Consider the following 14,295-nt stretch of genomic DNA (forward strand, 5'->3'; position numbering starts at 1 on the left):
CATTGGACTTAAAAGCATTATTTGAACAGATTAGAAATCTCTACAAAAAACTTAATAAAAAACAAAAAATCGTTATTCTAGCAACTATTGTTGCTGTAGTTGGCTTTATTGCTGCTCTTGTTGTTTGGAATTCTACCAATAAAGCGGGAGTATTATATCCGGGATATGCGGTATTGTTTGAAGGTGTAAGCCCAGAAGATGGCGCACTGATTGTCCAACAACTCCAGCAAGACAGAATCCCTTACAAAATCCCAAAAGACAATACGATTCTAATTCCTCAAGAGTTTGTTTATGAACAGAGAATGAAATTAGCAAGCAATGGAATCCCAAAAAGTAGCAAAATTGGATTTGAAATTTTTGATACCAAAGATTTTGGAGCAACAGATTTTGACCAACGCATTAAATATTTACGCGCATTGGAGGGAGAATTATCACGCACGATTGAAAGTCTTGCACCAATCCAAAAAGCAACCGTGCATTTAGCACAGCCAGAAAAGACCGTGTTTGTTAGCGAGCAAACACCGCCTACGGCATCTGTTGTCCTTGCTTTTAAGCCTGCCCAAAGTTTAACACCTAAACAGATTTCAGGAATCAAAAACATCGTCTCCTCTGCGATTCCAAATTTAACTATTGAAAATGTTGAAGTCGTAAATGAAAAGGGAGAGCCGCTAAGCGAATTAGATGAGCTAGGAGGAGCAAGGGAACTTGCTGCAGCGCAACTGCGTTACAAAACCAACTTTGAACAAACTCTAGAAGAAAAAATTGTCAATATTCTAGCTCCTATTACGGGTGGAAGAGAAGGCGTAGTAGCAAAGGTTACAGCAGAATTTGACTTCGCTCAAAAAGAAAGCACACAAGAATATTACGACCCCAATAATGTTGTGCGCAGCATTCAAGACTTAGAAGAAAAACGCGAAGGATTCCGACCAAAAGAGATTGGGGGGGTGCCGGGAGTAGTGAGCAACATTGGACCTGTGCAAGGATTGGAAGACGATGACACGAAAGAAAAATATGAGAAAACCCAAAACACCACTAACTTTGAAATCAGTAAGACGATTTCCAACATCAAAGGAGAATTTGCCACGATTCGCAGACTTTCTGCTGCTGTTGTTGTAGATGGTAAATACTCCAAACAATTAGACGAAGAGGGTGTGGAAAAATTAGAATACACTGCTTTAAACGATGAGGAAATGGAACAGATTTCAGCTCTTGTGCGTCAAGCTATTGGTTATAATCAACAAAGAGGTGATGAAGTTTCCGTCAGCAATTTTCAATTAAACGGGCAATTATCCGGATTCAAAGCACGTACACCTTTAGAAAGATTCCTAGAAACTGCATCTGCGCTTCTAGCACCTTTTATGCCTCTGCTAAAATACGCTATCGTGGGCTTGATTCTATTTTTCTTTTACAAAAAAGTCATTGTGCCTTTCAGTGAGCGTATGCTTGAAGCAAGAGCAGATGAGGAAGAAGAGCTTGAATCTCTTATCAAAATTGATGAAGATGAAGAAGAAAATAGTGACAGACTTAACGAAGTGCGGCGCAGAATTGAAGACCAACTTGGCTTTGGTAGCGGAAATGAAGATGAGATTAAATACAATGTTTTATTAGAAAAAATCAAGGAAATTGCGATGGAAAAACCAGCCGAACTTGCAAATCTTTTTCAAACCTTAGTGCATGATGAACTTGGGCTTGATAATATGGGTGGGGGAGGAAAACACTAATGCCTTCTATTACATTAAGTCCGCGACAACAAGCACAATACGATGAATTTTCAATGGCGGAGAAAATCGCAATTTTACTTGTGCAATTAGGTGATGAAATCACGGGTGAGATTTTTTCAAATTTAGATTTGGATTCCATTACTGAAGTTTCTAAATATATTGCGCAAAATTCAGGGATAGACAAGGCACTTGGTGGAGCAGTTTTAGAGGAATTTTATGCTATTTTTCAATCCAATCAATACATCTCCACAGGCGGTTTTGAATACGCCAAAGAATTGCTTTATCGCACATTGGGACCAGAAGCGGCAAAAAAAGTTTTGGACAAGCTTGCCAAATCTATGCAATCTTCCCAAAACTTTGCTTACCTTTCGCGTGTGCGCCCACAACAATTATCTGATTTCATTATTCACGAACACCCGCAAACTATTGCCCTTATCCTAGCACATATGGACCCAACCAATGCGGCGGAAACATTAAACTTTTTCTCCGATGATTTGCGTGCAGAAATTGCGATTCGTATGGCAAACTTAGGCGATATTTCCCCCAATGTCGTTAAGCGCGTTTCTACCGTATTGGAAAACAAACTAGAATCGCTCACAAGCTACAAAGTAGAAGTGGGTGGAATCCGTGCGGTTGCAGAGGTTTTCAACCGCTTAGGGCAAAAGGCAGCTAAAGCAACAATTGCTTATATTGAGCAGATTGACGACCAATTAGCTGCTGCAATTAAAGAAATGATGTTTACTTTTGAAGATATTGAAAAGCTAGACAATAATGCGATTCGTGAGATTCTTAAAATCATTGACAAAAAAGACCTTATTTTGGCTCTTAAGGCTTCTCCAGAAGAGTTAAAGCAAAAATTTATGTCCAATATGTCCCAAAGGGCAGGAGAGCAATTTTTAGAGGAAATGCAATTTTTGGGCGCAGTAAAAGTCAAAGATGTAGAGGCGGCTCAACGTAGAATCGTAGAAACAGTCCAATCGCTTTCAGAGCAAGGCATAATCCAAATCGGCGAACAAGAGGATACCATTGAATAATATTAACGAACATGAAAATATCATTACAGAGGCACACAAAGAGAGGCATGATATTAAAAAATATAATTTTAGAAATATGGAAATTTCTAAAAAATCAGAAAAACAAGCACAATCCAATGAAGAACCACAAGCAGTTGAGACTCCCCAGCCCACTATGCAAGTTGTAGAAACACCTAAACCAACAGAACCAAGCATTGATGCACCTGCGCTAAAGCTTTTTGAAACCGAAGTAATTGATAAAATCCTGCAAAAAAGCGACCAGCTAGCACAATCTTTGCAAAAATTACAAGAACAATTTGACAAACAAGAAAAAGAAATTAACGAAAGGGTAAATGCAGCCAAAACAGAAGCCAAAGAACAAGGTATCAATGAGGGTTATCAACAAGCCAAACAAGAACTAGAAACACAAATTAATAGCCAAAAAGAGCTTTATGCTTTAAGCATAAAACGCATTGATAGCAATATTGCAGAATCCAAAAACCATATTCTAAGCCTAGAAAAAGAGCTAAGCTCTATTGCACTAGATATTGCCAAAGAAGTGATTGCCGCAGAAATTAGCACCAATAGTGCAAAAATTGCTTCCTCTTTAGCACGTACACTTTTGCAAGATTTATCACAAAACACACAAGTAACCCTAAAAGTCTTTCCCGGTGATTTAGAAGATATCAAAGAATCCCTTAAGGATTTGAATTATGTTATATTAGAAGCCGACCAAGCAATTGCTAAAGGAGGTATTGTGATTTTAAGCAGTGAGGGAAATATTGATGGGGATATTTTCACACGTTTTGAAACCTTAAAAAAATCCATTTTGGAGAATAAACTATAATGCCTTTAGATTCTAAATACTTAGAGATTTTGCGTCAAGAGGAATTTGACGAAGAAGATTTTGTCTCCCTAAATCATCTTGCTCAAAAAGTGCGTAACAGAATCTTAGAGGTTGTTTCTAAAAATGGCGGACATTTAAGCTCCACTTTGGGTGCAGTTGAACTCATCATTGGTATGCATTGTGTTTTTGATAATCCAAGAGACCCTTTCATCTTTGATGTAAGCCATCAAGCCTATACACACAAACTCCTAACAGGACGTTGGGATTCCTTTGAAACTTTGCGCCAAAAAGGCGGCATTAGTGGTTTTACTAAGCCAAGTGAAAGCAATCAAGATTATTTTATTGCTGGACATAGCTCTACCTCTATCTCTTTAGGAGTAGGAGTTGCTAAAGCCTTTTGCCTCAAAGGAGCAAGCAATATTCCTGTTGTTTTAATCGGTGATGGCTCAATGAGCGCAGGGCTAGCCTATGAAGCACTTAACGAGCTTGGTGACCGCAAATATCCTATGGTAATTATTTTGAATGACAACGAAATGAGTATCGCAAAACCCATTGGAGCAATCAGCAAATATCTTTCACAAACAATTGCAGGAAAATTCACCCAAAACATCAAAAATAAAATCGGAAATGTTATCAATAATATGCCCAATGCCACTTATCTTGCTAAACGATTTGAAGAGTCTATCAAGTTAATCACCCCCGGTATGCTTTTTGAGGAGCTTGGATTGGACTATATCGGACCTATTAATGGGCATAACCTCAAAGAAATTATTGAAGCCTTGCGTCTTGCTAAAAGCATTCAAAAACCTATCGTTGTGCATGCTCAAACCCTCAAAGGCAAAGGTTATCCAATTGCGGAAGGACACTTGGAACAATGGCACGGTGTCAGCCCATTTGATAGACAAAATGGCATAGCATTAGCCAAAAATAGCAGAAAATCCCCAACACAAATCTTTTCTCAAACTTTGCTAGAAATTGCCAAAGAAGATTCCAAAGTCGTTGGAATCACTGCAGCAATGCCTAGTGGCACAGGGCTTGATTTGCTCATCAAAACCTTTCCAGAACGTTTTTGGGATGTTGCTATAGCCGAACAACACGCAACAACACAAGCAAGTTCGCTTGCCAAAGAAGGCTTTAAACCTTTTGTCGTGATTTATTCTACCTTTTTGCAACGTGCATTTGACCAAATCATTCACGATGTCGGCATTATGCAAATGCCTGTAAAATTTGCCATTGACCGCGCAGGAATCGTGGGAGAAGACGGAGAAACACATCAAGGTGTTTTTGATATTGCTTATTTGAATATGATTCCACATTTTGTGCTTTTTGCTCCTAGAGACCAAGCAACTTTAGAATCTGCCGTGCATTTTGCACATCATTTTTCAAACGCACCTTGCGCCTTTAGATACCCAAGAAAATCTTTTAAGCTAGATGAAAATCTTTTTGCACCTACGCCTTTTGCGCTAGGAAAACTAGAGATTCTTAGAAATTCTCAAAGTGAAATTTTACTACTTGGTTATGGCAATGGCGTGGGACGAGCTTATGAATGTTTATTGGAATTAGAAAAACAAAATATTCTTTGTAGCCTTGTAGATTTGCGATTTGTTAAGCCATTGGATAAAGAAACATTGCTCACTCTTAGCAAAAATCATAAAAAATGGTTTATCTTTAGCGATAGTGCAAAAATTGGTGGTGTGGGACAAATTTTAAGTGCTTTCGCTCAAGAAAATAATTTGCAAATAAAAATTCATTCGTTTGAGTTTGAAGATGATTTTATCGCACACGGCAAAGCAGAAGAAATAGAAGAGCAGTTGGGATTAGACACATCTCATCTTACACAACAAATCTTGCAACATATATAAGGAAGTTTTATGCACAAATTGCTTTTAGTTTTTCTCTTGGGATTGTTTGTCTATGCGCAAGATTCCATAGAAAAGGAATCCCTGCAACCCACACAAAAAGAGGAATTTTTAAATGACTTTGAAAACGAATATAAACAACAAACTCCTGTCAAAGACCCGCTTATACGTTATAATCGCTTGATGCACAATATAAATTGGGGGATTTATGATTATGTGATTAGCCCTACATTAGACGCTTATAATTATGCTATGCCACTTGGTTTTAGACTTGGAATTTATAACTTTTTTGACAATCTCGCCTCGCCTTTGCGATTCCTTGCCTCTTTGCTTGCTGGAGAGCCAAAAGTCGCAATGGACGAACTTGGACGCTTTGCTCTTAATTCTACTGCTGGAATCTTAGGAATCTTTGATATTGCCTCACAAAATGGCTTGTATTCCCATCACAATGATTTTGGTATTACTCTTGGCAAATGGGGAATGGGAAGCGAATTTCATCTTGTTTTGCCACTTCTTGGACCTAGCAACTTTCGCGATACATTAACCCTACCGCTTAATGCCCTAGCCTACCCCACAAACTATATTCAACCTAGCGAACTTGCAATCGGTGCCGGTGTGCTAGAAGTAGCCAACTACTCCGCAAGACATAAGGCGACTTTAGATTCTCTCTATCAAGACTCCTTAGATAGCTATCTTTTGTTTCGTGATTCTTATGAACAAAGACGTAACGAACTTATCTTAGAAAATAAAGGAAATAAATGACAATTTCAAAAACTTTTTATAGAATCTTATTTGCTTTCAGCCTTTTGTTTGGAGTTTTTAATGCTTTGGCTTTTGGATTGGAATTATCCCAAATACAAAGCACAATGACGCAAAATATACAAAAAACACTAGAAATTTTGCAAAAAAACACCACAAAAAATCCCAAAGATTCTGCAATCTCCTCTACGCAAGTAGAAAACATTGCAAAAGAAATTTTTATAATGTTTGATTCTATTTTTGATTACAATCTTATGGCGCAACTTTCCCTCTCCAAAGATTACAAGACACTAACCAAAATTCAACAAGAGGAATACACGCAAGCTTTTGAACAGAATCTCAAAAGGAGTTTCACCGATAAATTAAGACTTTACAAAGACGAAAAACTAGAAGTGCTTGGCGGAGAACAACCCAAAAACAATCGCTATAACTTAAAAACTTCTATGGTTTTAGATGGCAAACTCAATTATGTTATCTTTAAATTTTACGAAAAAGAGGGAGATTGGAAAATTTATGATGTAGATATTTTGGGCATTAGCGTGATTCAAACTTATCGTTCCCAATTTAGCGATATTCTAGCACATAGTGATTTCCAAACCTTGCTTGCCAAACTCAAAAGTGAAATTACCTTTGAATCCCCAAAACAATAATTTGTTTTTGCGATTCTACCGCGCAATTTTAAATGCTCCAAAACTTACACTCACCTTTTGTGCGATAATTTTTTTTGTTTTTGGCTTTTTCGCACTTAAATTACCCATTGATGCAAGTTCGGATAGTTTGATACTAGAAAATGACAAAGATTTTAAAACTTACGATTCTATTATCAAAAATTACACTACACAAGATTTTCTTATTTTGGCTTTAAGTCCAAAAAAAGGAGATGTTTTTCATCACGACTTCTTGACAACCCTGCAAAACCTTACCAACGATTTAAAACAGATTCCACAAATAGATGGAATCTTGAGTATTCTCAATGCGCCCTTACTTAAAAGTGCGCCAAATTTAGAGCTACAAGAATCCCTCAAGGCAAATCTTACCCTACTTTCTGTGCAAACGGATTTTGAATTAGCAAAACAAGAAATCCTCCATCACCCCTTTTATACGCAAAATCTCATTTCCAAAGACCTTAAAACAGCGGGAATTTTAATCTATCTCAAAAACAATACGCGCTTAGAACAATTAAGAGAGCTTAAAAATACCGAAACAAACGAATCCCAAAAGCAAGAAATCCAAAAACTCATTGAGCAAGAAAAAGGGAAAGTTCAAACACAAAATGACGCAACCATTACGATGCTCAAAAATCTGCAAAACAAATATGAGGGCTTGCAAATTGGTGGAATCACACTGATTGCTAGTGATATGATTGCCTATGTGAAATCCGACCTCATCACCTATGGGACAAGCCTTAGCGTGATTTTGGCTTTGATGCTTTGGGTATTTTTTGGGCATTTGCGATTCGTTTTTTTGACGCTTCTTATTTGTCTTTTTACCCTCGTAGTCAGCAGTGGAATCTTTGCCGCATTTGGGTTTAAAATTACGGTAGTTTCCTCTAATTATGTTTCTTTGTTGCTCATTATCAATGTTTCTTTGGTTGTGCATTTAATCGTAGCCTATTTAGAGTTTTATTCCAAATTTCCTAAAGCTTCGCAAAAAAATCTCCTCTATGCGACGCTTTTAACTAAACAAATGCCAAGTTTTTTTGCAGCTTTTACAACAATGATTGGCTTTCTTAGCCTTATTTATTCCAATATTTTACCCATTATCCATTTGGGTATTGTGATGAGTCTTGGTGTGAGCGTTGCACTGCTCTTTACCTTTGTGCTATTTGCAAGCGTTTCAGCTCTCTTAGATAAGCCAAAACATACCACAAAACTTTCTACAAGACAGCAAAGATTCTTAGAATTTTGTGCCAATCTAGCAATCCGCAAGTCAAAAATGATTTATTTCTTTGCGATTCTTTGCGTTGCCTTCAGTCTTTATGGAATCCAAAACCTAAAAGTTGAAAACAGCTTTGTAAATTACTTTAAAGATTCTAGCCAAATCAAACAAGGCTTACTCAAAATTGATAAAGATTTGGGTGGCACGGTGCCTTTGGAGATTCTCCTTACCTTTCCAAACAAAGTAACACAATCCTCAATAGACGATGAATTTGAAGCAGAATTTAACTCACTAGAATCGCAAGACACTTATTGGTTTGATAGCCAAAAACTAAGATTAGCCAAAATCGTGCATAACTACTTAGAGGACAATCCTTATGCTGGCTCTGTTTTAAGCTTGCATAGTTTGGTACGCCTAATAGGCAATCTAGGAATTAACGCTGATGATTGGACGATTGCATTTCTCTATAAAAATGCACGGGACACTCTTAAAGCGCAAATTTTCACGCCTTATGCAAATTTAGAGCAAAATCAATTACGTTTTGTTCTGCGCACTTTTGATTCCAATCCCACCCTAAAGCGCAATGACTTTATTATTCAAATCCGCAAAGATTTAGAATCCTTGCTACAAAATGAAAAAGTGCAAGTGCAAGTCAATGGTGTAATGGTTTTGTATAATAACTTACTCCAAAACCTTATTTCCTCGCAGGTGGATACTTTGAGCTTTGTGATTGGAATTATCTTCCTAGTTTTTTTGTGGATTTTTAGAAATCTCAAGCTTGCCATTATTGCGCTTTTAACTAATATTCTTCCTTTGAGCGCAATTTTTGGAATCTTAGGCATTAGTGGGATTCCATTAGACCTTATGGGGGTTACGATTGCCGCAATCTCCCTTGGGATTGGCGTAGATGATGTAATTCATTACATTCATCGCTTTAAGGCAGAAATCAAGAATCATTCCCTCCAAGACGCGATTTTGGAATCTCACGATTCTATTGGAAGTGCAATGTATTACACGACTTTCATTATTGTGGTGGGTTTTTGTGCGATGATGAGCAGTAATTTTATCCCTACAATTTATTTTGGATTCCTCACCACCCTTGTAATGTTGCTTATGTTACTTAGCGCACTTCTCTTACTTCCTGCCCTACTCAATAGTTTTTGCAAAATAAGCGCATTACGATTCTAATAAATTCTAATTTCAATTTTCTCACAAAGGGTTAAAAATTACAAAAACTCATAATGCTCAAGATTTAAAACTACATCTTGATTATATTTATCCCATTGCAACGAATAAATACAGCCGATTTTCTGCCCTACATTTTCTCGCAAATCCTTAAAAAACGCCAAGCCATTATGCCTTGCTCCATTCTCTTGCAATTTCACATTACTATGTCCTGCACCAAAATAACGCACATCAACAATCTGCGCTTCTGTATAGAATCTAGGCAAAAGATTGTCTTGCCCAAAAGGCTCAAAATCCTGAATCATTCTAAACAAATCCTTTCGGACTAAATCCAAAGGTAATCTACCTAGCACTTCTTTAAAGCGCGTTTCTTGCATAGGAATGCCCTGCTGATACTGAAACTTCATTAATTGCATTCTAAAGCTTTCTAAATTTTCCAGTCTTAAGCTCAATCCCGCTGCACCAATATGTCCGCCAAAAGCTACCAAATATTCCTTATTGGCTTCTAAAACCTGCATACAATCCACGCTCACAGAGCGCATACTGCCTTTTAAGATTCCGTCTTTTAAAGTCAAAACAATACTAGGCTTCAAAAAATCCTCACTTAATCGCGCAGCAATAATGCCAATAATCCCTTCGTGCCAAGATTCTTTAAATACCAAAACAAAAGGCAACTCTTGAGAGTTTTTTTGCGCAAGAAACATTTCTTTTGCCTCTTCGTAAATTGTATTTTGCAAGCTTTTGCGCTTAGCATTTAAATCTAACAATTTTTTAAGATATTGTTTGGATTCTGAAAACTTATCTGTAACTAAAAAACGATAAGACAAAAGAGCGTGCTCCATTCTACCCGCACAATTCAGCAAGGGTGCAATATAATAGCTAATTAATTGCGCGTCCAAATTGTATTTTGAAAAATGTTCCCTCAAGTGAATCAATGCAATTCTTTGACTTTGACGCAAGACTTCTAAGCCCTTTTTAAGCAACACGCGATTGATTCCACGCAATGGCATCACATCGCTTACAATCGCAAGTGCCAACAAATCCAAAAATTCTACCATCTGCACTTTTAACTTCATTTCATCTTTTAGCGCAGCGCATAAATACCACGCCACACACGCGCCGCAGATTTCAGGCTCTGGAAAATCATTAGAGAGTTTAGGATTGCAAATCAATGCCTCCGGTAATTCCTCTTGTGGCGTATGATGGTCTGTAATAATGAGCTCAATCCCCCTTTCTTGACAGATTTTTGCTGCCTCTATTGCATTGATTCCATTATCCACGGTAATAATCATATCGCAATCTAGTCGCGCAATAATCGTTGAAGACAATCCATAGCCATCTGAAAAACGATTAGGAATCTCAATCTCTATTTTGTAATGCAGTTTTTTAAAAAATTCATAAAGAATTGCGCAAGATACCACGCCATCTACATCATAATCCCCCACAACAACAATTTTTTGATTTTGGTGGATTGCTTGTGCAATCTTTTTCGCAATTTCCGATAAATTTTTGAGCTTTTGGGGTAAAGGTAAATCCTTTAAACTCATAATCGTATCGTCTCGGAAACGTTCGGATAGTTTTGAGTGGATTGCTTCTTTGGTTAGCAAATCTAAATGTGGAATCAAAGAGAATCTTTAAGAGCGTATTTTAAGGATTGTTTAATAAATTCTAAAATTACCAAATTGGGTGCTTGCAAGCGGGAAGTAAATTCTGGGTGGAATTGCACCGCAACAAACCAAGTATGTTCTTTTAGCTCAATTGCTTCAATTAAGCCTTTGCTCTCGCCGCTTACAATCATACCTTGCGATTCTAGCTTAGAGCGATAATTGGGATTTGCCTCATAACGATGTCTGTGTCGCTCTTTGACTATCTTTTGTCCTCCATAAGCAGCTTGCAATTTACTGCCCTCTTTTGTATGACATTCGTATTCTCCCAAGCGCATTGTGCCTCCCATAGGCGAAGTATGTGTGCGAATCTGCTCCTTGCCTTGCTGGTCAATGAAGTTCTCAATCAAATAGATTGCAGGCTCTTTTGTATTTGGGTTAAATTCCATAGAATCCGCATCGCTAATCCCAAGCACATTGCGACAAAACTCCAAAATCGCCAATTGCATTCCCAAGCAAATCCCAAGAAATGGAATCTGATGGATTCGCGCAAACTCTATGGCTTTCATCTTTCCGACAATCCCTCTTTCACCAAAACCACCGGGCACAAGGATTCCATTCACATATTTAAGACTATTAAGAGCCTCCTCGCTTTTCTCTAGCTCCTCACTATCAATCCATTGAATATTCACTTTTGTATCTAGATTCGCTCCCGCGTGAATTAACGCCTCCGTGAGCGATTTGTAGGATTCTTTCAAAGTTAAATATTTCCCTACAAATGCGATAGTTACTTCATTTTGTGGTGCTAAAATTTGCTTAACAAGCAAATCCCATTCTTTCATATCAGGCTTAAATTCAGGCAACTTTAAAAATCTAGCAATAGGCACTAGCATTCCCTCTTTGAGAAAATTCAGTGGCATTTGATAAATGCTTTTAGCATCTTGTGCCATAATCACGCAATCATAATCTACATCACAACTCATAGAAAGCTTATTTTTTAATTCTTTTGGAATCTCCTTTTCTGTGCGTGCAATAATAATTTGTGGCGTGATTCCGATTCTGCGCAACTCTTGCACGCTATGCTGTGTCGGCTTTGTCTTTAACTCACCTGCCGCACGAATTAATGGAATCAAAGTTACATGCAAACTAATCACGCGTTCGGTTCCATATTCGTGTTTCATTTCACGCATTGCTTCTAAGAAAGGTAAGCCTTCAATATCCCCAACGGTGCCACCTAACTCAACAACGAGAATCTCTTTTCCCTCACCCGCTAATCGGATTCTATGTTTAATCTCATCTACAATATGAGGAATCACTTGAATCGTTTTTCCCAAATATCCACCCTTGCGCTCTCTATCAATCACGCTTAAATAAACTTGCCCTGTTGTAAAATTGTTTTTAGAAGAAAAATTCATATTCAAGAATCTTTCATAATGTCCGATGTCCAAATCTGTTTCCGCACCATCTTGGGTTACAAAAACCTCTCCGTGTTCTAGCGGACTCATTGTTCCGGGATCTACATTGATATAAGGGTCAATCTTTAAGATTCCAACTTCAAAACCAGAATTTTTAAGCAAAGTTGCAATGGAAGACGATGTGATTCCTTTGCCTAACGAACTTAAGACGCCACCGGTTACAAAGATATATTTTGTTTCAAATTTGGACATTACAAACCTCTAAAAATTAAAATGTTATTATACTTTTAAGCAAGTTAATTTTTGCTTTTTACAGGCATTCGCAAAGAACTTTCCGCTTTAAGTTGAACGAATTTCTCTATTTTTCTTGCCCCATTCACACATAGAATCCAAAATAGGAATCAATGTCTCCCCTCTTGCAGAGAGGCGATACTCTACCTTTGGTGGAATCTGTGGATATTCTTTGCGTTCTATTAATTTATCTCGTTCAAGCTCTTTAAGCGCATTGGTTAATGTTTTAAACGAAACTCCCTGCAAATAACGTTTCATCTCATTATATCGCACAACCTCAAAACGAAAAAGACAATACAGAATACTCATTTTATATTTCCCCGCAATCAGTGAAAGAGTATAGGCAAAGGGTGAATCTTTTAAGCATAAATCGTGTGAAAGTTGTGTAGGACAAGTGTTTTGCATTTTTATTCCTAAATTTTTTAAGAAATTATACTCTCTTTTTAGTGAGTATCATACTTTAATTTTCGTATTGCACTTATTTAAAGTTTAATTTATAATTCTTAAGAATTTTTGCGCAAGATTCTTAAATAAAATTTTAAAAGGAGTAAAAATGCAAACGATTCTGCTACTGAATGGCGGTAAGGCTTTTTGTGAATCCGGCGGCAAACTTAGCGCGGCTTTGCAAGAAGTGGCAAAAGAGACTTTAGAATCTTTAGGCTTGAATGTGATAGAAACACACATTGATAAAGGTTACGATGAAACCCAAGAAGCTCAAAAGATTCTAAGCTCTGATGTTTTAATTTGGCAATTTCCGGGCTGGTGGATGGGCGAACCTTGGATTGTTAAAGAATACATTGACAAAGTCTTTATGGCAGGAGCTAAGACAGGTCAATTTTTAATAGGAGATGGACGCCACAGAGACAATCCAAACAAAAACTATGGCACAGGCGGCTTACTAAAAAGAAAAAAATATCTGTTTAGCACGACTTGGAATGCTCCGCTCAACGCATTTGAAGATAAAAACGAATTTTTTGGAGGAATCGGCATAGACGGAGTAAATTTGCATTTACATAAAGCACACGAATTTGTAGGAATGTCTGCATTACCTAGCTTTACTTGCTATGATGTAGTAAAGAATCCTAAAGCAGAACAATATATTGCAGATTATAGGGCACATTTGCGCAAAGTCTTGGGATAAATCCAAATGAGCAAATGTAAGAATCTCAAACGCAGAGGCTTTTTAAAAACTTCCGTAAAAATTGCGGGTGTATTGGCTTTTGGAAGCACACCAAATTGCTTTGCAAGTTATAATAAAATTAAAGGAGAAAAAATGACAAAAATTAGTGAATACGAAGCGATTATCCAAGTGATACAAACCTACCTAGAAGGCTCAAATCAAGGCAAAAGTGAAATTGCTAAACAAGCCTTTGCCAAAGATGCCATTATGCAAGGCACAAACAAAGATGGTAGCCTAGTGAGTGGAAGTATAGAGAATCTCTACAAAGTGCTTGATGAAAGTGGAGAGGCAAAAGACACAAAATCTCGCATTGATGTGCTTTATGTTGATGAGAGTATCGCGAGTGTTCGGGTGATAATAGAAAATTGGCATGGATTAAACTTCACAGATTTACACCAGCTTTTTAAGAGCAATGGCAAATGGAAAATCGTCGCAAAGGCGTATCATACATATTAGACAATCTTGAGCAAGATTTAAGCGTGAGCTACAAAGAATTGCAGGTTCTTGAAGCTCACAAAATTTATCAATTGACTTCAAACAAAT

12 protein-coding genes are annotated in these 14,295 nt (G+C 37.4%); 9 read left to right on the plus strand and 3 right to left on the minus strand.

The features are described 5' to 3' along the window. Positions 1–2 precede the first annotated feature (2 nt). The 7 genes from fliF to Q1553_RS04170 all read left to right on the plus strand — a co-directional run bounded on the left by fliF (position 3) and on the right by Q1553_RS04170 (position 9,265). Positions 3–1,721 carry a flagellar basal-body MS-ring/collar protein FliF gene (gene fliF, locus Q1553_RS04140; RefSeq protein ID WP_115550753.1) on the plus strand — a complete coding sequence of 573 codons (1,719 nt, stop codon included), beginning with the start codon at positions 3–5 and terminating at the stop codon, positions 1,719–1,721. Further along, positions 1,721–2,755, plus strand: a complete 1,035-nt coding sequence (gene fliG / locus Q1553_RS04145) for a flagellar motor switch protein FliG (protein WP_115550754.1) — start codon at positions 1,721–1,723, stop codon at positions 2,753–2,755. Before fliF ends, fliG begins: the two co-directional genes overlap by 1 nt. Next, a complete protein-coding gene (gene fliH / locus Q1553_RS04150) occupies positions 2,748–3,581 on the plus strand; it encodes a flagellar assembly protein FliH (protein ID WP_115550755.1) in 834 nt (277 codons plus the stop codon). The genes fliG and fliH overlap by 8 nt, the downstream gene beginning before the upstream one ends. Then, entirely contained in the window at positions 3,581–5,443 is a 1,863-nt protein-coding gene (gene dxs / locus Q1553_RS04155; RefSeq protein WP_297577873.1) for a 1-deoxy-D-xylulose-5-phosphate synthase, read from the plus strand. Before fliH ends, dxs begins: the two co-directional genes overlap by 1 nt. A 9-nt stretch (positions 5,444–5,452) precedes the next feature. Beyond that, complete coding sequence (locus Q1553_RS04160; RefSeq protein WP_115550757.1) at positions 5,453–6,202, plus strand: VacJ family lipoprotein; 750 nt, start codon at positions 5,453–5,455, stop codon at positions 6,200–6,202. Between the two features lie 104 nt (positions 6,203–6,306). Continuing rightward, positions 6,307–6,849, plus strand: coding sequence for a phospholipid-binding protein MlaC (locus Q1553_RS04165; RefSeq protein WP_115550932.1), 543 nt, complete (start codon positions 6,307–6,309; stop codon positions 6,847–6,849). Then, on the plus strand, positions 6,830–9,265 hold the full coding sequence (locus Q1553_RS04170; protein WP_297731518.1) for an MMPL family transporter: 2,436 nt from the start codon (positions 6,830–6,832) through the stop codon (positions 9,263–9,265). The genes Q1553_RS04165 and Q1553_RS04170 overlap by 20 nt, the downstream gene beginning before the upstream one ends. A 38-nt stretch (positions 9,266–9,303) precedes the next feature. Here the strand turns inward: Q1553_RS04170 and recJ are convergent, their stop codons facing one another. From recJ to Q1553_RS04185, 3 genes are all read right to left on the minus strand, one after another. Further along, complete coding sequence (gene recJ / locus Q1553_RS04175; RefSeq protein ID WP_245944176.1) at positions 9,304–10,887, minus strand: single-stranded-DNA-specific exonuclease RecJ; 1,584 nt, start codon at positions 10,885–10,887, stop codon at positions 9,304–9,306. Beyond that, the gene (locus tag Q1553_RS04180) at positions 10,884–12,533 is read right to left on the minus strand and encodes a CTP synthase (protein WP_300668627.1); all 1,650 of its coding nucleotides are present in this window, start codon (positions 12,531–12,533) and stop codon (positions 10,884–10,886) included. Before Q1553_RS04180 ends, recJ begins: the two co-directional genes overlap by 4 nt. 87 nt (positions 12,534–12,620) lie before the next feature. Continuing rightward, a complete protein-coding gene (locus tag Q1553_RS04185; protein ID WP_115550759.1) occupies positions 12,621–12,977 on the minus strand; it encodes a helix-turn-helix domain-containing protein in 357 nt (118 codons plus the stop codon). A gap of 148 nt (positions 12,978–13,125) precedes the next feature. Between Q1553_RS04185 and Q1553_RS04190 the strand changes: the two genes are divergently transcribed. Further along, complete coding sequence (locus tag Q1553_RS04190) at positions 13,126–13,713, plus strand: NAD(P)H-dependent oxidoreductase (RefSeq protein ID WP_115550760.1); 588 nt, start codon at positions 13,126–13,128, stop codon at positions 13,711–13,713. Between the two features lie 132 nt (positions 13,714–13,845). Then, on the plus strand, positions 13,846–14,208 hold the full coding sequence (locus Q1553_RS04195; RefSeq protein ID WP_297577879.1) for a nuclear transport factor 2 family protein: 363 nt from the start codon (positions 13,846–13,848) through the stop codon (positions 14,206–14,208). The last annotated feature ends 87 nt before the right edge of the window (positions 14,209–14,295 follow it).

It is taken from the genome of Helicobacter sp. UBA3407, assembly GCF_949747025.1.
Taxonomy (GTDB): domain Bacteria; phylum Campylobacterota; class Campylobacteria; order Campylobacterales; family Helicobacteraceae; genus Helicobacter_D; species Helicobacter_D ganmani.

Coding starts and splice junctions, on each gene's coding strand:
- fliG (WP_115550754.1), top strand. CDS start 1,721: ATGCCTTCTATTACATTAAGTCCGCGACAACAAGCACAATACGATGAA.
- Q1553_RS04180 (WP_300668627.1), bottom strand. CDS start 12,533: ATGTCCAAATTTGAAACAAAATATATCTTTGTAACCGGTGGCGTCTTA.
- Q1553_RS04195 (WP_297577879.1), top strand. CDS start 13,846: ATGACAAAAATTAGTGAATACGAAGCGATTATCCAAGTGATACAAACC.
- Q1553_RS04165 (WP_115550932.1), top strand. CDS start 6,307: ATGACGCAAAATATACAAAAAACACTAGAAATTTTGCAAAAAAACACC.
- Q1553_RS04185 (WP_115550759.1), bottom strand. CDS start 12,977: ATGCAAAACACTTGTCCTACACAACTTTCACACGATTTATGCTTAAAA.
- Q1553_RS04190 (WP_115550760.1), top strand. CDS start 13,126: ATGCAAACGATTCTGCTACTGAATGGCGGTAAGGCTTTTTGTGAATCC.
- Q1553_RS04160 (WP_115550757.1), top strand. CDS start 5,453: ATGCACAAATTGCTTTTAGTTTTTCTCTTGGGATTGTTTGTCTATGCG.
- dxs (WP_297577873.1), top strand. CDS start 3,581: ATGCCTTTAGATTCTAAATACTTAGAGATTTTGCGTCAAGAGGAATTT.